Source organism: Streptomyces sp. SA15 (genome assembly GCF_002291145.1).
In the GTDB taxonomy this organism is placed as follows: Bacteria; Actinomycetota; Actinomycetes; order Streptomycetales; family Streptomycetaceae; genus Streptomyces.
The window spans coordinates 1-24,496 of the sequence record NZ_NTGE01000144.1 but is presented as its reverse complement, the minus strand read 5'-3'; the positions used below and the strand labels follow the sequence as shown (position 1 = coordinate 24,496).

Here is a 24,496-nt window from a genome sequence, read left to right as displayed (position 1 = left end):
ACCTCCCTATGGCGTGCCGACCGGCGGGACAGGCTTGCCCTTGTAGGAGACGAGACCGATGTTGCGCCAGTTGCCGAACTTGTTGCTGTACATCATGTTGGGGACGACATCGTCCAGCTCCAGTCCCGGCTTACCGTTCACGGTTCCTCGAGCAGTCATCTCATAAGCCACGGGCACCGTCCTCGGTCCCGAGTACACGGGGGTCACCTGGTAATGCACGACCTGTCCGCTGTCAATCGCACTCTTTACCTGCCGCTCAAAGTTGTACATGTGCCCGGGAATCCCCGGGTCGTTCGAAGAGACGCGGTTGGCGTTGGCCGACCGGGCGCACGTCGAGAGGTTCTCGAGCTCGGTGCCGTCGCCGCTCAAGTCGGCGCCGAGCAGATGACAGGCGTTGACCCACTGGCCGGGTGGCCGGTTTCCAAGGTAACCAGCGTACGCCCGCGCCCACTGATATCCCGGAGGCGCCACCTTGTCCGGCTGAGTCGCTGAGCCTTGATGGGTTGCGAGGTAGGCGCTGTCCAAGCAGGCTTCCACGCCCGTGGCGCGGCCACCGTGCGCGCTGTCCAGGTCGCCATACTCCACCCAGCCGCCGCCGCGTCGGCAGTCCTGTCCGTCGTGGCTCCGGGTGCCCGGGTCACTGCCTTCGGCGGGCGCTGTCTCATAGGCGTCCTGTAGCTCTGGTGTGTACTGCTCGTTGTCGACGAGGTCGAGCATCTTGAGGGCGCCGACGATCATCTTGACGGCATCGCCGGGCTCCCACTTGCCCCCATTGGGATCCCAGTCCGGCTCGGGCTTGGGCCGGGTTGGGGCGGGGCGGGGGTGTGGGCCGTTGTTGGGGTTCTGGTCGATGGGCGGCTTGGGCGGGGTGATCACGCGGGGCTGGGCGTAGGTGAGGGTGCCGCCGCGGCAGGAGTAGGTGCAGGCGTAGCTGCCGGTGCCGGCCCCGGTCCCGGTGGAGACGAGGTAGGAGCTGCCCGAGCCCAGGTACATGGCGTCGGCTTGGGCCGAGAGCGAGCCGGACAGGTTGCCGGCGTAGGACTGGGACAGCGCGGTCGTGTGACTGTACGAGTAGTGGCCGGTCGTCGTGCCCGAACCGCTGCTGGAGAAGTAGTTGCCGTGGCTGAGTTCGTAGGAGAGGTATCCGGCCGCGGCCACCCCCGCACCGATCAATATGTACGCCCCGTATGCCTCCATCACGCACGCGTCCCAGAAGCAGTGCCCGCTGGGGTCCGTTCCGTTGAGTGCGCCACCGCTGCCGTAGCTGTAACGGTTGGCCTGCCCCGAGGGCACCGGGTCCAGCTGCCATGTGTCCCGCGAGGCGAAGGAGCCTGTCCCCGGCTGGTACCAGCGGGCGGCCATGTTGACGTCGCCGGAAGCCGGGTCGGTCCAGCCGGACTGGTAGCCGATGGCGGGCATGGTGCCGCCCGTGGCGGTTTCCGTGCCGAAGGGGTCGTAGGCCGTGGAGCCGGTGACCTGCTTGCCGTCGGTGGCGAGGCCGGCGACCAGGTCGGTGTGCTGGTCGGTGACGGCCCACTGCTTGGTCGTGCCCGTGGCAGTGGAGAGCAGGGTGCCGTCGGGGGTGCGGTTGTAGCTGGTGGTGGCGTCGCCCGCGAGGTTGTTGGAGCCTCCGTCGTAGGTGAAGGTCGTCGAGCCACGGGTCTGGACGCGGTCTAGTGAGTCGTACGTGTACGTCGTGCCGCCGTCGGTGATCTTCCGCTCGAAGGCGTCGAAGGTCAGGGTGCGCGGGGTCCCGCTGTCGACCGTGGCCAGGGTGCCGCGTGCGGTGTACGTGAACTTCGTCGCGCCGTCGGTGAGTTGGCGGTTGCGGGCGTCGAAGGTCGCCGTGGTCGAGCCGGCCTGGGTGCGGTTGCCGGCGGCGTCCCACGCGTACGACGTCGTCGTCGCGCCCTTCGTCCAGGACTTCAGGCGTCCCGCATAGTCGTAGCCGTAGGTGTTGTCTCCGGCTCCCGCTGTGCCCGTCGTCTTCTTCGACGTCAGGTTGTCGTCCAGGTCGTAGTCGTACGTCGTGGACGCGACCGTGGTCGTGCCGTCGGCACTCGTGACCGTGTCGCCGCCAAGGCGGCCCAGAGCATCGTAGGTGAAGGTGCGATTGGCCGTGGTCGTGTACGACGTGGTGCCGTCGGGCCTCGTCACGTACTGCTCCAGGCGCAGCCGGCCGGCCGCGTCGAAGTCGTACCACATGTCCTTGCCGGTGATGGAGTCCCGTGCCCAGTCCTGACGGCCGGCCAGGTCGTAGCCGTAGCTGGTGGTCCCAGCCGTGGTCTTGCGCAGGGTCATGGCGCCGTCGGCGTTGTAGGTGTAGCCGGCGGTGCCGCCAGGGCCGTCCGCGGTGAGGAGTTGGCCGCGGTCGTTGTAGGTGTAGGTGTTCGGGGTTGCTCCCCCGGCCGTGCCGACCGCCGTGAGACGGCCCGCGAGGTCGTACTCCAGCGTACGGGCGGTGGTGGCCGCCTCCGCGCCGGTGCCGGTTTCGCCGGTGAGCCGGCCGAGGCCGTCGTACGCGCGCTCCCGCTTCACACCGCCCGGCAGCAGTTCCGTCACGGCCTGTCCGGCCTGGTCATAGGCGATGGTCCAGGTGCGGTCGGCGGTGGCCGGGTGCGCCGTCGTGGACGGCTCGATCGTCGACTCGGGCAGGCCCCAGCTGTTGAACGTGTAGACGGTCTTGTTGCCGCGTCCGTCCGTCAGCCGGGTGCGGTTGCCCGCCGCGTCGTAGCCGAAGGTCGTCGTGATCGACTCGGTGGCGGTGACCGGCTCCACCTGCGTCGTCATACGGCCGAGCGCGTCGTAGGCGAACGTCGTACGGGCCTTGGTCTGCGCGGAGATGACGGCCTTGCGGTTGCCCTCCGCGTCGTACTCGGCCGCCGCCGTGCGCAGTGCCGTGATGCCGGTGCCGTAGTCGGTGGTCGCGGTGACGTCGCCGAGGGCGTCGTAGGTGGTGGTCGTACGGCGGTTGGTCGCGTCCGTGGTCTCGGTCCGACGGCCCAGGCCGTCGTAGCCGAACCGGGTGGTGCCGTACGCGTCCTTCGTGGTGAGGACTTCTCCCGCCGGGTTGTGGGTTGCGGACGCGGTGATCCCGCTCGGGGTGACCGATGCCGTCTGGTTGCTCGCGTCGTCCCAGGTGTAGCGGCTGATCAGGTTCTGGAGACTCGGGTAGCGCTCGATCGTGGTCGCGGTGAGCTGCCGTCCCAGTTGGTCGTACGTCGCCTCCGAGCGGGCGCCCGTCGGGTCGGTGGCGGACAGCTGGAGACCGGTGGGCGTCCAGGTGTAGGCGGTGACTCCGCCGCCGTCGGCGCTCGCGAGGGATTCCGGGGTCAGGTCGGTGTCCGGCGCGAAGGCGGCCGCGGTGGCGTCGGCCACGGGGTCCGTCTTGCTGGTGAGTTGGCCGAGTTGGTCGTAGCCGTAGCGGGTGACGCGGCCCAGCGGATCGGTGACCGCCTGCGGCAGGCCGAGCGGGTTGTAAGTGGTGCGTGTGGTTGCCGTCAGCGCGTTGGTGCCGCCCGGCGGGATGTAGTCGGGCAGGGTCACCGCGGTCGTGCGGCCGAGGCGGTCGGTCGCGGTGCGGGTCACCTTGCCTCGGGCATCCTTGGTCTCGGTGGTCTCACCGAAGGTGTTGTAGCCGACCGAGGTGGTGGGCTTGACCGTAGTGGCGGCCTGGCCGTTCTCCTCGGCCTGCACCGACGGAGCGGTCTGCTCCACCAGGCGGCCGAGGGCGTCGTAGCGGTAGGCGGTGGTATACGCGGTCGCGTCGGCGCCGGTGACGTTGCCGCGCGGGCTGACGGTGGTGAGTGTCAGGCCGCGGTCGTCGTAGGTGTGCGTGGTGATGTGGGTGCTGGTGCCGTCCGTGACGGTCTGCTTCGTCACGTTGCCGCCGGTGTCGTACTCCGACGAGACGGAGAGCTTTTTGTCAGCGGTGATGGATCGTGTCTGTTCCTTCACGCGGTCGTCGCCGTCGTAGGTGAAGGTGGTGGTCCGGTTCAGGCCACCGGGGTCGAGGACGCTGGTCGTGGTGCGGCCCAACGCGTCGACCGTGTACGTCTGCGTGGTCCTGCCGCCGCCGGTGACCTGCTGGCTGAGGTTGCCCGCGGCGTCGTAGGTGTGGGTTTCGAGGACGATGTCGCGGCGGGTGCCGTCGGCCTGGGTGACCTGCTTGGCCGTGGTGGTGGCCGGTAGTCCGTCGTCGAAGTAGGTGTAGGCGGTGGTGGCGCCCATCGCGTCGGTCGTCGAGGCCAGGCGGCCGGCCGGGTCGTAGGCGTTGGACTGTACGGTCAGGTCCCGGACGGTGCCGGAAGGGTCGCCGGTCCAGTCGTCCAGAACCGTCGTGGCGTGCTGGCCGCGTGCCGTGTAGGTGTACGTGAGGTGCGTGCCCGCCGGGTCGGTCGTCCCGCTGACGCGGCCCAGTTCGTCATGGTCGAAGAGGGTCGTGTTCTGCTCGGCGTCGGTGACGCTGTCGTTCAGACCGTGCGCGTCGTAGTGATGGACGGTGCGGCGCTCGGCGTCGCCGCCGGTGGTGTCCGTGGTCGCCTCGGACAGCAGGTTGCCGTCCTCGTCGTACTCACGCGTGATCCTGGCGGCGTGGAGAGTGCCGGTGATCTCGTTCTTCACCGCCGCACCGGTCTCGGTGACGACGTGCGAGGCCTTGTCGTAGCCGAAGGTCGTGGTCACACCGGCCGGGAAAGTATCGGAGACCTGCTTCTCGGAGGTCTTCCGACCCAGCCCGTCGTAGGTGTAGCTCGTGACAAGTCCGGACGGAGAGGTCACCTCGGCCAAGTCGCCGCTCGCGAAGTAGCGGTAGGACGTCTTCGCTCCGCCCGGCGTGGTCTCGGTCAGCACCAGCCCGGCCGGGGTGGTGCCGCCGCCGACCGCCGCCTCGGTACCCGCGGTGTACGTAGTGGCGGCGGTGCTGCCGTCCGGTCGGACGGCGGTGAGGGGCAGACCAAGGGTGTTGTAGGTGTAGGCCGTGCGGTACCGGTTGTCGTTGTAGTCGGTCGAGCGCTGGTCGCGGTAGGTGAGCGGCTTGTCGTTGCGCGGGTCGAGCGGGTCGCTCGCGTTGAGGTAGTGGGAACTGAAGCTCGTCCAGCAGGAGTCGGCGTCTCGGCAGGTCGTGGCCGACACGGTGTTGCCCCGCGTGTCGTGGCCGGTGACGGTGGCGTGGCCGTTCGGATCCGTGACGGTGTGCAGGTTGCCAGCGGTGTCGTAGGCGTAGCTCGTGAGCGCGCCGGTGGCGTCGGTGCGGGAGACCACGCGCAGGCCGTGCAGGGCGTCGTAACTGGTGCTGCTGGTCTTTTGGGCAGGGTCGGTGACCTGCACACTGGCGGTCAGCCCTGAGCCCGCGGACTCGGCCTGGGCCCGGTAGTGGGCGGAGACCTGGTCGGCGGTGAGAGTGCTGCGGTACAGGGCGACCTCGTCCAGCGTCCCCTGGAAGCGGTAAGTTCCTTCGCTCACGCCCATCCAGCCGGAACTGCCGTAGCCCCCGCCGACGTAGGCGTACGGGCGGGACTGGTCCGTGATGGTGCCGCTCAGTGAACCGACCTTGACACCGTCCAGGTAGAGAGTCTGTGTCGTGCCGGCGCCGGACAACACGACATGGTGCCAGGCACCGTCCGTCACCGCCTGCGCCGACACAATGGGGGTGGCTCCAGAGGCGCCGGACAGGTAGAACTCGCCGCGCAGCTTGCCCGCTCCGTCGATGTTCAGCGCGGGCCGCCACGAGGTCGGCGTCTGGCCGAGGGGCGCGTTCTGGAAGCCCAGAAGGACGGCGGGGTCGGTGCTGGTGGTGCGGAACCACATTTCAGCCGACAGATTGGTCGCACCGGCGAACACGTCACCGGGAACCTGGACGTCGCTCTTGCCGTCCAGGATCAGCGCCCGGTCGTCGCCCGGTCCGAAGACGCCGCCGGTATCCAGTCCGGAGGAACCGCCCGGATGGTAGGTGGCGGCCATGCCGGCACCGCCCACCTCACTGGAGAGAGTGGGACCGTCGGTCTCGTCCAGCCTCCAGTAGGCGGCCGGGGCGTCAGCCACGGCTACTCCGCGGTACTGCCCGCCGGTGCCCGTCACCAGGGACTTGCGGGCCTGGTAGTGGTCGCGGGGCGCGGTCCCGACCGGTGTCCAGCCCAGCCACTCCGCCGAGGGCTTGAGCCACTGCACCAGGGAACGGTCGTACACGGCGACTTCGTCTATCTGGCCGACGAAGTTGCGGTATCCGGCCGCCTGACCGTCCCAGCCCGAGGAGGAGTAGCCACCGCCGACGAACAGACGCGCGAATCGCGTGGTGTCTACGCCCGTCTGCGCCGTGCCCTGCAGCTCGCCATCCAGATAGAGAGCCTGTGCGTCGGCGGCGCCGGTGAGGAACACCTGGTGCCACTCGTCGTCGGTGACGGCTCTCTTGGAGAGGATGCTGCTCGCGCCGCCCGAGAACCTGCCCCGCAGCTTGCCGTCAGCGTCGATCAGCAGCATCGGCCGCCACTGCCCTGGCGTGTCGCCGAGTTCCGCGTCCTGGTTCGTGACCAGCACCCCCGGATCCGTGGTCTTGAACCACAGCTCAACCGACATCTGGGCGTTCGTGCCCAGGGACTCGACGGGCAGTTCCACGGCGCCGTCGCCGTTGAAGCTCGCCGAGGTGTCGTCGCCGTTCGTGAAGATGCCCGCTGTGCCGGGCCTGGCGTCGCCCAGGTAACCGCCGGCCAGTGCGTCGCCCAGCGGGCTGGTCGCCTCCGCGCCGCTGCCCTCGCCCAGCCGCCAGTACCCCTTGGGGCCGCTGCGCTGGATCACGTCGGCGTAAGAGGACGACGCGTTGGAGTACGACGGCGCGGAGACCTTCCAGGTACCGCCGTTGGCGTCGGTGTGCTGCGTCAGTCGCCCGTCTGCCGGGTCGTACGTGGCGGTCGCGTGGATGCGGCCGGAGGGCAGGGTGACCTTCTTGACCTGCCCGATCGCGGTGCGGGCCGCGTAGTGCTCGGCGACCGTCGCGGCATCCAGCGGGTGGTGGTAGACGGCCACCTCGTCCATCTGGCCCTTGAAGCGGTACTCGCCGGCGGCCAGGCCCATCCAGCCGGAGCTGCCATAGCCTCCGCCGAGGTAGGCGTAGGTGCGGGACTGCTCGGTGAGCGTGCCGCTAAGCGAACCGACCTTGACACCGTCCAGGTACAGGGTCTGGGCGCTCGCCCCGGCGGACAGCACCGCGTGATGCCACGTGCCGTCCGTCACGGTCCGTGTCGACACGATGGGCGTCGCCCCGGTGGCTCCGGAGAGGTAGAACTCGCCGCGCAGCTTGCCCGCTCCGTCGATGTTCAGCACCGGCCGCCAGGAGGCGGGCTTGTCGCCCAGTTCGGTGTCCTGGAAGCCGACGAGGACGGCGGAGGGCGTGCTGGTCTTGAACCACAGCTCGATCGCCGGGAAGGCAGCGGCCTTCAGGGTATCGGCGGGCAGCTCGATCACCGAGTCGGTGCCGTCGAAGGCGACGGAGGTGTCGGTCGTCCCCGCGACGACGGAGTCGGTGCCGAGTTGGACGTCCCGGTACAGAGCCTCGTTCAGGCCGGTGTTGGAGACGGCCTCGCTCGTCGCGGTCGCGCCCTCGCGCTCACCGAGGCGCCAGTACGAGGCGGGGGCGGCGTCGAGGACGCCGCTGCGGTACACGGAGCCGTCGCCATACTCGTAGACCGTGCACTTGGTGGTGGACGACGGCGGACACACAGTGGTGAGCCGGCCGCCGGTGTAGGTGTACTTCCAGGTGAGTCCCGGAGTGTTCGCGTCGATCGCGCTCGTCGTCACCGAGTCGACGTGTCCGCCGGTCCACGTGAAGCTCAGGGAACGACCCGACATGACGTCGGTGACCTCGCGCAGTTCACCGCCGTCCTCGAACTCGTGGGTGAGCCGCTGCACCCGTCCGGCGCCATCCGCGACCGTGGCCAGCGCACCACCGATCAGGAACGTGTACGTCGTGCCGGACCGCTCGCGCAGCGCCCAGCCCTCGGATTGCCTGGTCAGCGTCAACGAGCCGCCCGACGGGCCGGCGTACGTACCGTCGGCGTTCTCGCCGAACCGGACCTGGGAGCCGTCGGCCAGCGTCACCAGCGCGGTCGACGTCTCGGGCTCTTCTCGCACGCGCATGTCCCAGCGGGTGGACCAGCCGGTGCCGAAGGAGCCGTCGCGGCGTGGGTCGAGGGAGTTGTAGGTGCGGGTGACGGACAGCTCCGGTCCTACGGTGGTCAGCGCAGCGTCGGTCGCCGCGGTGACGTAGTTTCCGGCCCGGGTGCCGATCTCCTTGCCGTCGTCGGCGCCGCCCAGGTGGCTGGTGACCGTCGGCTGCGGCACCTGCGGGGTCAGCAGGGCGGGGCCGGGCTGAGCCGAAGTGGCGGCACCGTCATAGACGTACGCGTACCAGGCGTAGGGCTTGCCCCAGGAGAGCCAGCCCGTCGGCACCGCCCACTGCTGCTCATCACTACGGGTGCCCTTCTTGCAGTTCTTGCGCAGGTTGCTGCCCTCGACCTGGCAGACCTCGAAGGTGTACTGCAGGGTCGTCGTGGGGTAGTCGTCGGCGTCCGTGCCCTTCGCCCACAGGGTTGGGGTCAGCGTGTCGACCGTGACGCCCGTGCCCGGTGACTCGGCGGTCAGCTGAGGCGGGATGTTGACCGAGGCGATCTTGACGGCGGGGCCCGGTACGCCGGCGCTCGTGAAGCGGCTGACGCCGACGTCGTCCATCGTCCACTGCACGGTGTACGTGGCGGGTGTCAGCGGGGCGATCTTCGCGTCCAGCGTCACGCTCTCGCCGGGTGACACCGCTTCGGGCATCGCCGTCCACCGGATCTTCGCGCTGTCGGTGATCTCCTTGCCGGCGGAGTCGTACAGGTTGTAGCGCAGCTTGTAGTTGCCGCCGGCGGGCCAGGTCGCCTGCCCGCGGTTGGTGACGGTGACCTTCTGCACGCCCTCGCTGGTCGCCGTCACGGGGGCGGTGAAGTCGCCGAGCTTGTAGGTGGCGCCGTACTTCGTCCAGGTCACGTCCAGGCTGGGCTTGCCGTTCGGGTACTCGTCGGAGCCGAACTGCTTCCAGCCCTTGGAGTCGGTGGTGGAGGCCTTCACGGCCAGGCCGTAGTTCTTCTTATGGCCGTGTGTCCAGTCGTCCACCAGCTTGCGGCCGGCCGAGCCGAGCTTGATGCTTTCCCAGGCCGCACCGCAGGCCCACGCTTCCGTGTCCGCGGGTCGCCAGCCGTGCGCGAAGCTCTTCGACGCCAGGGACGCGCCGGTCGCGGGGCCCGGGTACTTGCTGGTAGTGGACTCCGACCAGTTCGAGGTGATCGGATGCACCGTCACCGGGCGGGCGGTGCATGACTGCGACCAGGTGTTGTAGAGGGCGAGGTTGGCGCTCAGCACCCAGGCGTTCTTCAGCGTGCTCTCGACGCCGCTGAACCGGAGGAAGGCCGCGGCCTTGTGGCTGCCGCCGTCGTACGTGCCGGTCTTCAGTACCGTGCTGGAGGCGAAGTTCTGGTCGTACGGATACTCGACATACGTGCCGGAGGTGGAGTCGAAGGACTGGACCGAGGGGTCGACCCGGACGGGGAACACGCGCTCGGGTGCGCTCAGCCACTCCTTGTCGAGCGTGACGACGAGGACCTGACGGCCGTTCTCCTCCGCCAGGCGGTAGCGGACACCGGAGGAGATGGCTCCCTCGTTGGCTCCGGTAGCGAAGTTCGAGTCCTCCATCCAGCCGGCCGGCATCCAGGCACGATCGACGCCCTCCCCGTCGGTGAACAGCACGTTGCCGTGGTCGTCGAGGCCCGCGGTGAGTCCTTCGAGGTGCAGCGGGAACCGCCACTCGGTGGGCGCACTCGCGTCGTTGAGGACCAGGGTCTCCTTGACCGAGTCGCCGCCGGCCACGAACTCCAGGTCGGCGTCGTCGCGCACGTTCCGGTACGTCACCGTACTGCTGTGGGCCGTCCCGGTCGTGGCGTGTGCGTCATCGACGCCGTATCCGACCGCAAGGCCCTCGCCGACCTGCATCCGCACCAGCGCGTCGGCGTCGGCGGACCCCGCGAACTGGATCTCCGCCTCGGTCGACCGGGTTTCCCAGCCGTCGCCGCCCAGGCCCATCGTGCGCGGGCCCGAGCCGTCCCGGGGCACCAGAGTGGCGTCGATCGCCTGCCAACTATGGTCCGGAGCGCGGAAATTGACGGGCTGATTGTAGAAACGCGTGGTGTAGGTACCGTCCGGGTTCCGGTACGTGCGCCGCTGCTCCTCGCGCTCAGCCTTGACCTCCTTGCTGTGCTTGGCGTCGAAGCCCTTGGGCGTAGCCGCGTCAGGGGCGTCAACCCGCCGGACCATCCCGGGCTCGGGTGTCTTCGCCGTGCTCGGCAACCGGGTGACGCCGACCGGCTCTTCGGCGGGGAGCTCACCGCGGCCGGTGAGCGGACCGTCGTGGCCCCCCTTCGCGGAGGCGTCCGTGGCGTCCGCGGAAGCGGCATGCCGGCGCCCCGCAGCCGAACCCCAGGACTGGTCGGGGGTCTCGCCCGCGGAACCGCTCGTCAACTGGTCTGCGGCCAGGGCGACATGTTCGGTTCCGGCCAGTACGGCCAGCACGAAGGCAACAGCGGCAACAAACGGACGTGCTGGTCGCACGGATCCCCCCACCCGGATGGAACAAAGAGTGAGAGTCTTAAAACGATCGGCGGCGTACGCACAAGCCCTTCACATGGTTCCCGATCACCAATGCGATGACAGTCACATGACAATCTCAGCCGAAACGGGGCGCTCCGGACAGTGACTCAGGTCACATAAGAATTCTGTGAGTGCGGGCACAACCATTCACAGGATTCACGGATCAAACACGACGTACCAAGGGCCACACCCGCGCCCCACACGCGGAGGCCTCCCCCAAGGGTTGCCGCGACACGCGGTACACCGGATTCACGAGGTCTTCATGAAGCTTCGCCGTGCCATGGCAGCGGCTGCCGCTACGGCCGTCATCGCGCCGCTCGCACTGCTGTCCGCGCCCGCCGCGTTCGCCACGGACGAGACGCCGACGCCGACCGCGTCGGAGAGCACGCCGGCTGCGGAGGAGAGCACCCCCGCCGCCGAAGAGAGCACACCCACGAGCGAGGAGTCGACTCCGACCGAGGAGGAGTCCACCCCGGCCGCCGAGGAGTCGACGCCGGCTGCTGAGGAGAGCACCCCCGCCGCGGACGAGTCCACGCCGGCCGCGGACGAGTCCACGCCGGCCGCGGAGGAGAGCACCCCGGCCCCGGGCGAGGGCGGCGACGAGCCGTGGAACCCGTACGAGGACTGCGAGTCCTTCAACCTGGACGACAACCTCACGGCCACCATCTCGGGCCTGCCGAACAAGATCGTCGCAGGTTCCGGCTGGCACAACTTCCAGTTCGTCGTCGAGAACAACTCCGACAAGGACCTGGAGAACGTCTGGATGGAGGCGTTCACCGAGTACGCGGACGACACCAACGAGGACGACTCGCTGTTCGCGAGCCTGGCCGAGATCCAGGCCAACGAGGACGGCAAGTGGACGAGCAAGTACCAGGACTTCTACAAGGACGAGGACGGCAAGGTCGTCTTCACCGGTAGCTTCGTCGCCACCCTCGGCTCCCTGGAGAAGAACTCGACCGCAACGCTGGACCTTCGGGTACGGGTGAAGGAGTCCGCCCCGGCCGGTGCGTCATTCGCCCTGAGCCAGGCGATCTACGCGGGCGAGGAGTCCGCCTGCTACGGCAACGGTGACTTCTACGACTTCACGGTGCTCGCCGCGGGCAGCAAGCCGGGCAACGTCGGCGACGCCAAGCCGAACGGCGAGAAGCCCACCGGCGTCGACGGCAAGAAGCCGCAGGGCCAGGTCGAGGAGATCAGCGGCAACCTCGCCGAGACCGGTTCCAGCTCCAACCTGCCGGTCATCGGCACGGTCGGCGGGATCGCCATCGTCGCCGGTGCTGGTGTCGTGTTCGCGATGAAGCGCCGTAGGGCCGGTGCCGACGCGTAAACGCAACGTCGCGAGGGTTTGACGCCCCACGCGAGAGCTTCACGCACGGACGAGAAGGACCTGCGCTCGGAGGGGGGCGCAGGTCCTTCTTTTTGTTCACCGGTCACTTCTTGGGCGGCACCGCCGGCACCCCCAAGAACGGCAGCTTCAGCGCCCCGAACGCCTCCGCCGGGACCGCCGGTGACTTCGGCTCCACCGGCTTCAGGCATTCGTAGGGCCGGCCCGGCGCCGGACGCGGGTCCGTCTCGCCCTTGTTGGGCCAGTACGACATCGCTCGCTCGGCCTGGGCGGTGATCGTGAGGGACGGGTTCACGCCCAGGTTGGCCGAGACCGCGGCGCCGTCGACGACCGAGATGCCGGGGTGGCCGTAGAGGCGGTGGTAGGGGTCGATGACTCCCGTCTCGCGGGAGGAGCCGATCGGGCAGCCGCCGAGGAAGTGGGCGGTGAGGGGGGTGCCCATCAGTTCGCCCACGTTGGAGCCGGCGAAGCCGTTGATCTCGGCCGCGATGGCGGAGGCGCCCTCCGACGCCGCCTTGATCTGCTTGGGGTTCGGGGAGCCGTGGCCCTGGCGGGCCGTGAGGAGGCCCTTGCCGACTCCGTCCGGTTTCAGGTACGTCGTCAGGGAGTTGTCCAGGGACTGCATGACCAGGCCGATGATCGTCCGCTCCGACCATCGGTGGTTGGAGAGGGAGCGCAGGACCTGCAGGGGGTGGCGGGCCGCGTTCGCCAGCCAGGCCATGACCCTCGACGAGCCCTCCGCGTACGGGACCTGGAGGATCGACAGGCCGCCCATCGAGTTGGAACCCTTGCCGTAGCGGACCGGCTCGATGTGGGTGTTGGCGTCCGGGTGGATCGAGGACGTGATGGCCACCCCGCGCGTGAAGTCGACCTTCTTCTCGCCCGTCACCTTGCGGTAGCGGCGGTTGTCCGTCTGCGCGCCGACCAGCGCCTCGGAGTTGGTGCGGGTGAGCTCGCCCAGCCTGTCGGATATGTACGGCAGTTGACGACCGGCCTTCATGCGGTGCAGGAGGGTCTGGGTGCCGTACGTGCCGGCCGCGAGGACCACACGGCGGGCCTTGAAGGTCCTGCCCTTCGCCTTGCGGCGGTCGTCCGTGGGGAGGGTGGCGATCGCGTAGCCGCCCTGCGAGTCGTCCGTGATCGACACGACCGTCGTCAGGGGGTGCACGACCGCGCCCGCCTTCTCGGCGAGGTACAGGTAGTTCTCGTTGAGGGTGTTCTTCGCGCCGTGACGGCAGCCGGTCATGCACTCGCCGCACTCGTTGCAGGCCCTGCGGGCCGGGCCCGCGCCGCCGAAGTACGGGTCCGCGACCTGCTCGCCCGGCCGAGCCTTCACCGAGCCGTCGGCGTCCTCGCCGTCCCCGAAGAACACGCCGACCGGTGCCATGTGGAAGGTGTCGCCGACGCCCATCCGCTCCGCTGCCGCCTTGAGGTGCACGTCGGAGGGGGTCATCGTCGGGTTGAGTCGTACGCCGAGCATGCGCCGCGCCTGGTCGTAGTACGGCTTCAGCTCCTCCTGCCAGTCCGTGATGTGCCGCCACTGCGGGTCCTCGAAGAACGGCTTCGGCGGTACGTAGAGGGTGTTGGCGTAGTTGAGGGAGCCGCCGCCCACGCCTGCGCCGGCCAGGACCATGACGTTGCCGAGCAGGTGGATGCGTTGGAGTCCGAACATGCCCAGTTTGGGGACCCAGAGGTAGTTCTTGAGGTCCCAGGAGTTCTTGGGGAGGGTGTCGGGTGTGAAGCGGCGGCCGGCCTCCAGGACGCCTACGTTGTAACCCTTTTCGGTCAGGCGGAGGGCGGTTACCGAACCGCCGAAGCCTGATCCGACGACGATGACGTCATAGTCGTAAGCGTCCTGGGGCACGTGTGCTCCTCGTTGAGTGTCCGTGCGAGTCGGCCGGGAGGTCGGCGCTGTCCGCGCGGTCCGCGCGGTCGGCCAAGTGTTGGCTAACGGAACCGGAATGCCTTCATCACCCGCAGGCTGCGGCTCATGAACTGCGCGTACTTCTCGTCGTCCATCCCCAGCGACGGCGCCAACGGCAGCAACCGCTGCTGCGCCACCGTCTGGGCCTCCGTGTACTTGAGGATGCCCTCGGAGCCGTGGCGGCGGCCCAGGCCGGAGTCCTTCATGCCGCCCATCGTGGACTGGACGCTGCCGTACGCGGCCGCGTAGCCCTCGTTGACGTTCACCGTTCCCGTGCGCAGGCGGGCGGCGACCTCGCGGCCGCGGCGGCCGTCCTTCGTCCAGACCGAGGAATTCAAGCCGTACGGCGTGGAGTTGGCGAGTTCCACCGCCTCGTCCTCCGTCTTGAAGCGGTAGATCGACACGACCGGGCCGAAGGTCTCCTCCGTGCAGACCGACATCGGTTCCGTCACGCCGTCGAGGATCGTCGGCTCGAAGAAGTACGGGCCGATGTCGGGACGGGCCACACCGCCGGCCACCAGCTTCGCGCCCTTCGAGACGGCCTCCTCCACATGCCGGGTGACCGTCTCCAACTGGCGCTCGCCCACCAGCGAGCCCATGTCGGCGCCGTACGCCAGCGACGTGCCGAGCCGCATCGCCTTCGTGCGGGCGGCGAAGCGCTCGACGAAGGTGTCGGCGATCGACTCGTGGACGTACAACCGCTCGATGGAGATGCAGAGTTGGCCGGCCGAGGAGAAGCAGGCGCGGACGGCACCGGCCGCGGCCTTCTCCACATCCGCGTCCTCGAGAACCAACATGGCGTTCTTGCCGCCGAGTTCGAGGGAGACGCCGATCAGGCGGGCGGCGGCGCCCTGCGCGACCTCGCGGCCGGTGCGGGTGGAGCCGGTGAAGGAGACGTAGTCGGCGTGCCGGACGACCTCCGGGCCGACGACCGGGCCCTCGCCGAGGACGACCTGGAAGACGTCGGCGGGCAGACCGGCCTCGATCAGCAGGTCACGGGCCCACAGCGCGGTGAGACAGGTCTCCGTGTCGGGCTTCATCACGACCGCGTTGCCCGCGACGAAGGCCGGGAGCGCGTCGCCGACCGACAGCTCCAGGGGGTAGTTCCAGGGGGCGATCTGGCCCACGACACCGCGCGGGTGGCGGAGTTCGGTGACCTTTGTCAGCGTCGGTACCGCGCCCGCGTGCCGCTTCGGCTTCAGATACGCGGCGGCCCTGCGGCCGTAGTGCCGGGCCGCCACGGCGACGGACTGCACCTCCTCGTGGGCGTGCAGACGCGCCTTGCCGGTCTCCAGCTGGATTAGGTCGAGGACCTCGGCCTGGCGTTCCAGGATCAGGTCGTGGAAACGGAGCAGGACGGCGGCGCGCTGCCGTACGGGAGTCCGCGCCCACACGGACTGCGCCTTGCGGGCCGCTTCGAAGGCCTGCTGTACGTCCTCGGGCGTGGACTCGGGCAGGTCCGCCAGCTTCTCGCCGCTGAACGGTGTGTGGTTGGCGGTCCGGCCCGATCCGACCACGCCCTTGGTGAGCTGGGCGACCAGCTCGGGGGTGACCACGTCGGCGGCGGTACGGGCGCCCGCCGGGGCGGGGGCGATGGGGTTCGTGCCGGTCTTGGCCGGGGCCTGCGCGTCCGTCATGAGCCGCAGGGTATTCCGGAGCGGGGGCTTTGGGTACCCGCCGGTAATCGGGATTCACCGAGTGCTCACACGGCGCCAGTGGTCACTGGCAACAAACCGGCTGATCAGGGCGTTGACCGGTGGTGGTCCGTGTCGGTCCGTGGCGGTCCGTTTCGATCGGTGGCTGTCGGCTGTGATTCAGTTGTTTCCGATCTCGAGACGGTCACGGGCCGCCTTGAACACCGCCGTGCCCTTCTTCTCGTCCGGCGTTCCCTTGGGCATGTCCACACGCAGCTCGTACATACGGCTGTCGTCGGTGCGGACGATGAGCCGCATCACGCGGGTCGGCGTGCCGTGCGGGTCGTATGTGACGTCGGAGAGGGCGGCCTCGTGGCCGTGGAAGGTGGTCGGGGTGTACTGGCCAGGGGAACGTTCCTGCCCCTCCCGGCCCATCGCGGTGTCCTTCGCCTCGCCCAGGGGGGAGCCGGGCGCCTTGTCCCACTCGGCGAGGTGGACCTCGATCGCGTCCCCGTCGCCGTAGACGGCCAGTCGGGTGTCGTCGTCGGCCTCGCCCACCTGGTACATCTCCTTGTACTGCGGGGGGAGTTGAAGGACGGCGCTCATGCCCTGCTCCCGGTGGGCGACCCAGCCGCCCTGCCCCGCCGTTCCGTCGGCGAACGAGGTGCCGAGCCATATGCCTCCGGCGAGCAGGACGCCGATGGAGGCGACAGCGGTGCGGACGAGGGTGCGGCGGGTGGAAGAGGGGCGCGGTTCGGGGGCGGAGTCGGACTCCGGGGCCGGGTCAGAGGCAGGGGCGGGGTCAGGGGCAGGGGCAGGGGCCGGGTCAGGGGCAGGGGCAAGGTCAGGTTCGGGTGGCGGTACGGCGTCGACCGGCAGGTCTCCTTGTACGTCCCTTTCCTGCTGTACGTCCCCCTCCGGCCGCCGCTCCCCCGCCACCCCCTCCAGTGCCCGTGCGACCTCCTCAGCGTCCGGTCGCCGCTCGGGTTCCTTCGCCAACAGCCCCGTGATCAGCGGTCCGAGTGGTCCGGCCCGCGTCGGCTCGGGCGGGTCGGCGGTGACGATCGCGGCGAGGGTGGCCTCCGGTGTCGTACGGCGGAACGGGGAACCGCCTTCGACGGCGGCGTACAGCAGGACACCCAGCGACCACAGGTCGGAGGCGGGGCCGGCGCCGGTGCCCGCCATCCGCTCGGGGGCGACGAACTCCAGCGAGCCGACGAACTCGCCGGTGGCGGTGAGGGATTCCTCGCCCTGGATGTGGGCGATGCCGAAGTCGGTGAGGACGACCCGGCGATGGGGGCCGAGCAGGACGTTGGCGGGTTTGATGTCCCGGTGCACGATGCCGACGGTGTGCGCGGCGCGCAGGGCGCCGAGGACGGCGAGGCCGATGCGGGCGACCTCGGCGGGCGGCAGCGGGCCGCGCCGGAGGGCTTCGTGCAGGGACTCGCCGCGGATCAACTCCATGACGATCCAGGGGAGTCCGTCCTCCTCCTCGACGACGACGTCGTGGATGCAGACGGCGGCGGGATGGTCGACGCGGGCGGCGGCGCGGGCCTCGCGGTAGAGGCGGTGGGCCGCGCGCCGGTGCTTCTCGTCCTCCGGGTCACCCGGCAACCGCGGCTGCTTCACGGCGACTTCGCGCTCCATGAGCTCGTCACGCGCGCGCCAGACGGTGCCCATCCCGCCGGCGCCTATGCGCTCGATCAGCCGGTAGCGCCCGTCGAGCAGCAGGCCTTTGGGGTCCGCGCCGTCCCCGTCGTTGCTCATGTCCCATCAGTACCGTGCGGGGCGGCTGGTTGTCGACGCGGGGCAGGTGTCACAAGTGCACCATCAGGGTCGCCGTTTGAACCAAAAGGCGCGGCGTTCCGTACGAACCGGGGACAGCTGCCTCACCACGAGGTTACAGAACACGACATGAACATGCTTATCATGATATCTTCACATTTCTTTCCGGCGCATTCCCTGAGCAACCACATGCCGCGCACTGACCAGCGAAGTCGGCCATAAATCGGGGCGTGCCCCGTACTTGCCCTGGGAGAACGTGACGATGGCCGACCCCACCGTTTCGGTGATCATCGCTGCCTACAACGCGATGCCCTATCTGACGCGCTGCATCACCTCTGTCGCCGAACAGAGCATCGGCCAGGACGCGTTACAGGTCGTCGTCGTCGACGACGGTTCCACCGACGGCACGGCGAAGGAGCTCGACCGGCTGTCCGGGGTCCATCCGGGTCTGCTGAAGGTCATCCACCAGGAGAACTCCGGGGGCCCGTCGGCCCCGCGGAACAGAGGGCTCGACCAGGCCCGGGGAGAGTTCGTCTTCTTCCTCGACGCCGACGACCATCTGGGCCCCGAGGCCCTGGAGCGCATGGTGGCCATGGCCGAGGAGAACGGAACCGACATCGTCCTCGGCAAGATGGTCGGCGTCGGCGGCCGGGGCGCGCCCAAGTCGATGTTCCAGCGCAACCAGCCGAAGACGGACGTCTTCTCCTCGCGCGTCTACTGGACGCTCAACCCGATGAAGCTCTTCCGCCGGGAGCTGCTGCAGCGGCTCGGGCTGCGTTTCCCCACGGACCTGAAGATCGGCGAGGACCAGCTCTTCGTGGGCCCGGCCTACTTCCACGCGTCCGGCATCTCGGTTCTCGCCGACTACGACTGCCTGTTCTGGGTGGAGCGCGAGGACAGCGGCAACATCACCCTGCGGACCGGGGGCACGGAGCCCCGGCTGACGTTCCTACCGCGCGTGGTCGACATGGTCCTGGAGAACGTGCCGCCCGGTCCCGGCCGCGACCACCTGGCCCACCGGCATCTGACCGTCGAGATACAGCAGCTCCTCGACCACCTGCCGCGCGAATCCCGCGCCACCCAGGAGAAGGCCCTCGACCGGCTCGCCGAGGTCATCGCCCCGCTGTGGCACGAGGGAATGAACGAGCAGCTCTCGGCCATGGCCCGGCTGCGACTGCACCTCATCCGGCACCGGATGCTCGACGAGGTGCTGGAACTGACCCGTTTCGAGAAGGAGCCGGCCCGCATCCAGGCGACCACCCCGCTGCTGTGCGACAACGGCCGCGCCTACACCCGCTATCCCTTCCTCCGCGACCCCGCCCGAGCCGTCCCCGACAGCTGCTACGACGTCACCGACAAGCTGAGCGTCCGCCACCTCATCACCCGCGCCGAACTGCGCGGCACCACCCTGCGCCTGGCCGGACACGCCTACCTCCACCGCGTGGAGACCCACGCCGCCACCGACGTCACCACCGAACTCGTCCTGCGCGAGCGCGACAGCGGAACCGAGTACCGGTTACCCGTCACGCACACCGCGACTCCCGGCCTCGGCGCCGACGAGGACGAGGGACGGCTCCGGTACGAGTACGCGGGCTTCGAGGCCTCCCTGGACATCGGCACGGCCGCCGACGGCAAGCCCCTCGTCGACGGCCTGTGGGACATCTCCCTCGCCGTCGGCGCCCAGGGCGTCTCCCGCGAGGTCCGCGTCGGCAGCAAGCGGGCCGACACCGTCTCCCCGACGGCACGCACCCGCGTCGTCGTCACGCCCGGCGGCCTGCGCGCGGTCACGCTCTACACCACCAAGCCGTACGGCAACCTCACGCTCGACCTCGGCGAGAAGAAGCACAAGGTGGCCCCGCGTCTCGCCCTCGACTCGCCGCGCTGGTCGGCTAGTTACCCCACCCAGCTGGTGGTCACCGGGCACAGCAGGCTCGACGCGTATCCCGACGGCGACCTGACCGTCGTACTGACGAACGACCGCGGCGAGAGAGCCGTCGTCCCCGCCGCACGCACCCCGTACACCGACCTCTTCACCGCCCGCGTGGACGTCGCCGAGCTGTCCGCCGGCCTCTGGACCGGCGAACTCCGGCTCGGCGGCTGGTCGGTGCCGCTGCCCGCCCTGCCGGAGAGGTTCCCCGCGGCCAAGTGGCGCAGACGGGCCATGCCCCGGTACGCCAAGCCCGCGCCGGACGCCGGCAAGCAGCGGTTCGCGCTGCTGGTGGCGAAGACCGAGCTGGTGAAGGCGATGGTCGGCAAGCTGAAGTGACGGGCCTTGTCACCCGTCATCACAGCTTGTCGATGTCCAGGTTCGCGATGGCCGTCCGAGCCACCTCGCGGCCCCGCTCCGTGAAGTCGCCCTTGCCCGGGTAGCTGATGGTGAGCTTGTACATGTCGCCGGCGGACGTCTTGTAGTAGAAGATCCTCAGCTCGCGGGGCGGGGATTCTGGGTGTCGTCGGTGGTGTAGACGACCTTGGTCTCGGCGGCCTTCTTGCCCTCGTGCGTCGTATTCGTTGGTTCGTCGGACCCGTAAGGGGCTCCCCCGTTGCTGCTCATGGGTTCATCCATATCGCGCCAAGCGCTTCCCCTTCCACGTCTGGTTCTTTCCAGTCACAGAGCCGTGACTCGGACTGCCGCTTATCTCCCCTTTATCTGGGGTTCGTGGGGGCGGAGCCTGAGCCGGAGGGGCGGGGACTGGGGCTGGGCGAGGGGGGCGTGCTCGAGGGCCTGGGCGTACTCGGCGTACTCGGCGTACTCGCTCTACTCGGCCCACTCGGCGTACTGACGGAAGTCTCCGGCGGCGAACTCGCAGGCACCACACCCCCGTCCCCGTCCCGGTCCATGAGCAGCGCCAGCGCGGACACGCCCGCCCCCGCCATCGCGGCGACCAGCAGCGCGCTCACCAGCACGCTGCGGGATGAGTACCCACGCCGGTCCCCCGTGCCGAACCGTTTCGGCATACGGCCCGTGTCCAAGAAGGCCCGCAGCATCCGCTCGGCTTCAGCCGCGTCGAGCCGTCGGACCGGGTCGCGTTCGAGAAGGCCCTGTACGACGGGGAGGATCGGCGCCGCCTGCGCGGGCGGCCGTACCTCGGCGGACACGACCGCGTGCAGGATGCCGCCCAACGAGTCGCGCCGGAACGGCGATTCGCCGCTCAGGGCCGTGCACAGCAGCGCGCCCAGCGACCACAGGTCGGACTCGGGTCCGGTCCTGGCCCCGGAGATGCGTTCGGGCGCGGTGTACTCGGGCGAGCCGACGAAGGACCCGCTCTCGGTGAGCGTGGTGGCGCCCGCGACCTGGGCGATGCCGAAGTCGGTGAGCACGATACGGCCGATGCCGTCGGTGCCGTCGCCGTCGGTGCCGTCCTCGATCAGGACGTTCGCGGGCTTGAGGTCACGGTGCAGGACCCCGGCCGCGTGCGCCGCGTGCAGCGCGCCCAGCAGGGCGATGCCGATCCGGGCGGCCTCGGCGGCGTCGACCGGGCCGCGGCCGGCGATCCGGTCGGCGAGGGAGCCGCCGTTGATCAACTCCATGACCATGTACGGGCGTTCGTCGTGCTCGACGACGTCGTGAACGACGATGATGTTCGGGTGGCTCAACTGGGCGACCGCGCGTGCCTCGCGCAGGGTGCGGTCCCGCCGCCACCGGGCCTCGTCCGCGGAGAGGGTCTCGTCGAGGGGGAGTTCCTTGACCGCCACCTGCCGACCGAGCAGTTGGTCGGTCGCCCGCCACACCACGCCCATGCCGCCGCGCCCGAGCCGCACCTCGAGCCGGTAACGGCCCGCGATCACACGGGCGTTGCCCGTCTCCTCGTCCCCCTCGGTCCCCATGCGCCTCATCATGCCGCACCGGACGGACCCCCTCCGGGGCGTCGACCGGCCAAAACGAGCCCCGTCACGCCACGCGCGCGGACCGCCCTCACACGAACGAGGGCCGTCACCACACCGGCGAGGGCCGTCACCACACCGGCGAGGACCGTCACCACACCGGCCAGGACCGTCACCACACCGGCCAGGACCGTCACCACACCGGCCAGGACCGTCACCACACCGGCCAGGACCGTCACCACACCGGCCAGGACCGTCACCACACCGGCCAGGACCGTCACCACACCGGCTAGGACCGTCACCACACGGGCGGGGTCAGCCCGTCTTCTCCTGCCAGCCCTGCAGCACCGCCTTGAACTGCTTGCGCGTGGTCGGCCAGTCCTTGGCGGGCGACGACATGTAGATCGCGTACTCGACGCCGTCCCGGGACATGTACGTCTCGTCCACGGCCCGCCGCGGCCCGGGATGATAGGGCGGGTCCTTCGCCAACGCGGTCCAGGTGTACTCCCACCGCGACGCCTTGCGGTCCCGGTAGAGGTCCTCCTCCAGGCTCACGCGCTCGTACTTGTGCAGCCCTTGGACCTGCTGTTCCATGTCGAGTTGGTGGCGGTACGGGTCACTGAAGTCCGGCGAGGTGTCGACGGCGATACGGACGAAGTGCTTGCCGCCGTCCGGTGTGTAGTCGATCTGGGTGAGGTCGCCCTCGACGCCGTAGACCTCCCGCTTCCAACCCTTGGGCAGGTAGAGGCTGAAGCCCACGGGGTCGTCGCGGCGCTCCCACTCGGCCGGAATGGCGCCCCCGGCGCTCTGCGTGTTCCCGCTCGTCGGCATGGGGCTCGGCGCGACGGACGCGCCGGACTCCTTCTGCCGCGACTCGTCCCACTGTTGCAGCGCCACGGCCGTGCCCCCGCCGATGATCGCCGCGAGGGCGACGACGAGGGCCAGCGTGCGCAGGCGGCGGCGCTTGGACGGGGGGCGGCCGGAGGGGGCGTACGCCGGACCGGTCCCGGTCGGACCCACCGGACCCGTCGGCCCCATTGGCCCCGTGCCGTGGTGGTACGGCGTGCCGGTCACGGGAGTGTGCGCCCCTGCGTTCGGCCCGGTGCGGGCCTCCGTCTCATGGTGCGAACCCAGCTGTCCCACATGCTGTGTCACCACATACGCCTGCGCCGCGCTCGGCCGCCGCCCCTCCGCCGCCTCGGCGAGCATCTGCTCGGCCTCGGACGCGTCGGGCCGCCTGGCCGGATCCTTTTCGAGCAGTGCGGTGATGACCGGCCCGAGCGGACCGGCGTACCGCGGCTCGGCGGGTTCCTCGTCGACGACCGCCTGCATGGTGTTCAGGGGCGTGGTGCGGCGGAAGGGCGACCTGCCCTCGACCGCCGTGTAGAGCGTGGCGCCCAGCGCCCACAGGTCGGAGGACGCTCCCGGGTCGTGGCCGCGGATCCGCTCGGGAGCGAGGTAGTCGACCGAGCCGACGATCTCTCCCGTACGGGTGATGGCGGTGTCGCCCTCGACCTGCGCGATGCCGAAGTCGGTGAGCAGGACCCGCCGGTCCCGGGAGAGGAGAACGTTGCCAGGCTTCACGTCCCGGTGCAGCACGCCGGCCGCGTGCGCGGCGCGCAGCGCCCGCAGCACCCACAGCCCGATGCGCGCGGCCTCCGTCGGCTCGACGCGCCCCTCCTCCTTGACCGCGTCGGCCAGCGATTGGCCCTCGACCAGCTCCATCACGATCCACGGCCGGCCGTCGTGGTCCAGCACGTCGTGCACGGTGACGACGGCGGAGTGGTTGATCCGGGCGGCCGCCCGCGCCTCGGCCCGGGTGCGGGCGAGCAGGACGGCCTGGTCGCTCTCGGACACATAGAGCGCGGCGGTCAACTCCTTGATCGCTACGGCCCGGTGCAGCACCTCGTCGTGGGCACGCCACACCCGGCCCATGCCGCCCTTGCCTATCGGGTCGGCGAGCCGGTAGCGCCCCGCGAGGAGCAGGCCCTGCATCTGATTCACGTTGCCCCGCAATGTTCTTGACAGGGTCAGATTAAGGACCTTGCCGTACTGAGGGGAACCACGGAGACGCCAAGGTGACCGCACTGTGACGGTTGTCGCTTCCAGCGACACAAGTGAACCCAGGGGCCGCCACCGGCGTCCCGTCCGGCGTCAGCCGGTGACCTGATACGTCGCCGACGCCTGCTCGTACAGCCGGGTCACCTCGTCCCGTTCGGCCTCCGGGCCGCGCACCTGCACCACGTGGTACTTCCCGTCGATCAGCATCGCGAGATTACGCACGAACAACTCGCGCCCGTCGTCGCCGGTCCAGGTGAACTGCCCCTCGGCCATGGTCCGTCCGCCCACCTGGATCGTCTTCAGTCCGGTGGCGGTGGCCCAGCTGGAGTCGCGGTACGGCTGCAGCTCCGGCTCCTTCTCCCGCTGGTACACCATGGGATCGCTGCCGTCCTCGTCGGCGGTGTCCCGTCCCGGTACGACGATGAGCTCGAAGTTCCCGTGCGTGTACACGACCTGACCGCGCCCGTTCACCGGGGTGCGGTCCCAGCCGTTGGCTACGGCGACCTGGAAGCCCTCCGCGTCCTTGCGCAGGGTGAAGCCGTCGGCGACCTCGGGGCCGGTGGCCTGCGTCTCGCCGGCATCGGCGGACGACGAGGGGCTGTCGTCGGTCCCGGGCGAGGTCTGGTCGGGCCGGGGCTCGCTGTTCGCCTCCGAGGACGGCTCGGGCGCCGGGCTGACCTCACCTGCGGCACCGGTCCGGTCCGTGCCGCCCTCCGCGGCGGGCTCCGTCTTCGGCATGAAGTACATGGCGTACACGATCGCGGCGGCCAGTGCGAGCAGGATCAGCACAAGCAGGTTCCGGCCGAGTCTGCGCGGCGAACGGACCTCCTCCCGGGCCCGCTTGTGCCGCCCGTGGTGCGCGGGCAGCCCGGCACGCCGCCGTCGTACCAGCTCGCCCCGCCGCCGTACGATCGGCAGCCGGCTCGTGTCGGCGGGCGGAGCCGCGACGACATGCGCGCCGGCCTCGGGCTCGGGGGCCGAGCGCACCAGCGAACGCAGCCAGCCGCGCAACTCCTCGAAGTCGAGCCGCTCGGTGGGGTCCTGGCGCAGCAGCGACTCCACGACCGGCCGCAGCGGCCCGCACTCCTCGGCGAAGGCGGGCGGCTCGGCACACACCATCTGCACCAGCTCGGCCGTCGACTCCTCCGGATACGGCGCATGCCCCTGTACGGCCCGGAAGAGCAGCGCGCCCAACGCCCACAGGTCGGACGCGGGCCCGATCGGCGCCGCCAACTGCCAGTTCTCGTGCAC

The 24,496-nt window shown here is 69.8% G+C and carries 10 protein-coding genes and 1 pseudogene; 2 read left to right on the top strand and 9 right to left on the bottom strand.

Features of this window, described 5'->3' with window-relative positions; translation table 11 throughout:
• Positions 1-6: 6 nt before the first annotated feature.
• Complete coding sequence (locus CLM62_RS33305; protein WP_095753620.1) at positions 7-10,632, bottom strand: LamG-like jellyroll fold domain-containing protein; 10,626 nt, start codon at positions 10,630-10,632, stop codon at positions 7-9.
• Between the two features lie 301 nt (positions 10,633-10,933).
• Here CLM62_RS33305 and CLM62_RS33300 point away from each other — a divergent pair, with 301 nt between their 5' ends.
• Complete coding sequence (locus CLM62_RS33300) at positions 10,934-11,998, top strand: LPXTG cell wall anchor domain-containing protein (RefSeq protein ID WP_095753619.1); 1,065 nt, start codon at positions 10,934-10,936, stop codon at positions 11,996-11,998.
• Positions 11,999-12,101: 103 nt separating this feature from the next.
• On the opposite strand, the gene CLM62_RS33295 is transcribed toward CLM62_RS33300, so the two are convergent.
• The 3 genes and pseudogenes from CLM62_RS33295 to CLM62_RS53245 all read right to left on the bottom strand — a co-directional run.
• A complete protein-coding gene (locus CLM62_RS33295; RefSeq protein ID WP_095753618.1) occupies positions 12,102-13,880 on the bottom strand; it encodes a GMC family oxidoreductase N-terminal domain-containing protein in 1,779 nt (592 codons plus the stop codon).
• Positions 13,881-13,963: 83 nt separating this feature from the next.
• The gene (locus tag CLM62_RS33290) at positions 13,964-15,577 is read right to left on the bottom strand and encodes a succinic semialdehyde dehydrogenase (protein ID WP_095753617.1); all 1,614 of its coding nucleotides are present in this window, start codon (positions 15,575-15,577) and stop codon (positions 13,964-13,966) included.
• 954 nt (positions 15,578-16,531) lie between these two features.
• Positions 16,532-17,341 (bottom strand): annotated as a pseudogene (locus CLM62_RS53245) (serine/threonine-protein kinase); the annotation flags it as partial.
• A 280-nt stretch (positions 17,342-17,621) separates the two neighbouring features.
• Between CLM62_RS53245 and CLM62_RS33280 the strand changes: the two are divergent.
• Positions 17,622-19,625 (top strand): glycosyltransferase family 2 protein, encoded by a 2,004-nt coding sequence (locus CLM62_RS33280; RefSeq protein ID WP_095753615.1) that lies wholly within the window; start codon positions 17,622-17,624, stop codon positions 19,623-19,625.
• 156 nt (positions 19,626-19,781) lie between these two features.
• On the opposite strand, the gene CLM62_RS53240 is transcribed toward CLM62_RS33280, so the two are convergent.
• The 5 genes from CLM62_RS53240 to CLM62_RS33255 form a co-directional block, all read right to left on the bottom strand.
• The gene (locus tag CLM62_RS53240) at positions 19,782-19,913 is read right to left on the bottom strand and encodes a hypothetical protein (protein WP_373559212.1); all 132 of its coding nucleotides are present in this window, start codon (positions 19,911-19,913) and stop codon (positions 19,782-19,784) included.
• A 92-nt stretch (positions 19,914-20,005) separates the two neighbouring features.
• Positions 20,006-21,187 (bottom strand): serine/threonine-protein kinase, encoded by a 1,182-nt coding sequence (locus CLM62_RS33270; protein WP_095753614.1) that lies wholly within the window; start codon positions 21,185-21,187, stop codon positions 20,006-20,008.
• An 8-nt stretch (positions 21,188-21,195) separates the two neighbouring features.
• The gene (locus CLM62_RS33265) at positions 21,196-21,489 is read right to left on the bottom strand and encodes a hypothetical protein (protein WP_095753613.1); all 294 of its coding nucleotides are present in this window, start codon (positions 21,487-21,489) and stop codon (positions 21,196-21,198) included.
• 10 nt (positions 21,490-21,499) lie between these two features.
• Positions 21,500-23,179, bottom strand: coding sequence for a serine/threonine-protein kinase (locus CLM62_RS33260; protein WP_095753612.1), 1,680 nt, complete (start codon positions 23,177-23,179; stop codon positions 21,500-21,502).
• A gap of 159 nt (positions 23,180-23,338) precedes the next feature.
• The coding region (locus tag CLM62_RS33255; protein ID WP_107483838.1) for a serine/threonine protein kinase at positions 23,339-24,496 on the bottom strand (1,158 nt) is incomplete at its 5' end.

Bases quoted from the DNA above. Each gene is read 5' to 3' on its own strand.
- CLM62_RS33290 (WP_095753617.1), bottom strand. From the start codon at position 15,577: ATGACGGACGCGCAGGCCCCGGCCAAGACCGGCACGAACCCCATCGCC.
- CLM62_RS33300 (WP_095753619.1), top strand. From the start codon at position 10,934: ATGAAGCTTCGCCGTGCCATGGCAGCGGCTGCCGCTACGGCCGTCATC.
- CLM62_RS33280 (WP_095753615.1), top strand. From the start codon at position 17,622: ATGGCCGACCCCACCGTTTCGGTGATCATCGCTGCCTACAACGCGATG.
- CLM62_RS53240 (WP_373559212.1), bottom strand. From the start codon at position 19,913: ATGAGCAGCAACGGGGGAGCCCCTTACGGGTCCGACGAACCAACGAAT.
- CLM62_RS33260 (WP_095753612.1), bottom strand. From the start codon at position 23,179: ATGCAGGGCCTGCTCCTCGCGGGGCGCTACCGGCTCGCCGACCCGATA.
- CLM62_RS33270 (WP_095753614.1), bottom strand. From the start codon at position 21,187: ATGGGGACCGAGGGGGACGAGGAGACGGGCAACGCCCGTGTGATCGCG.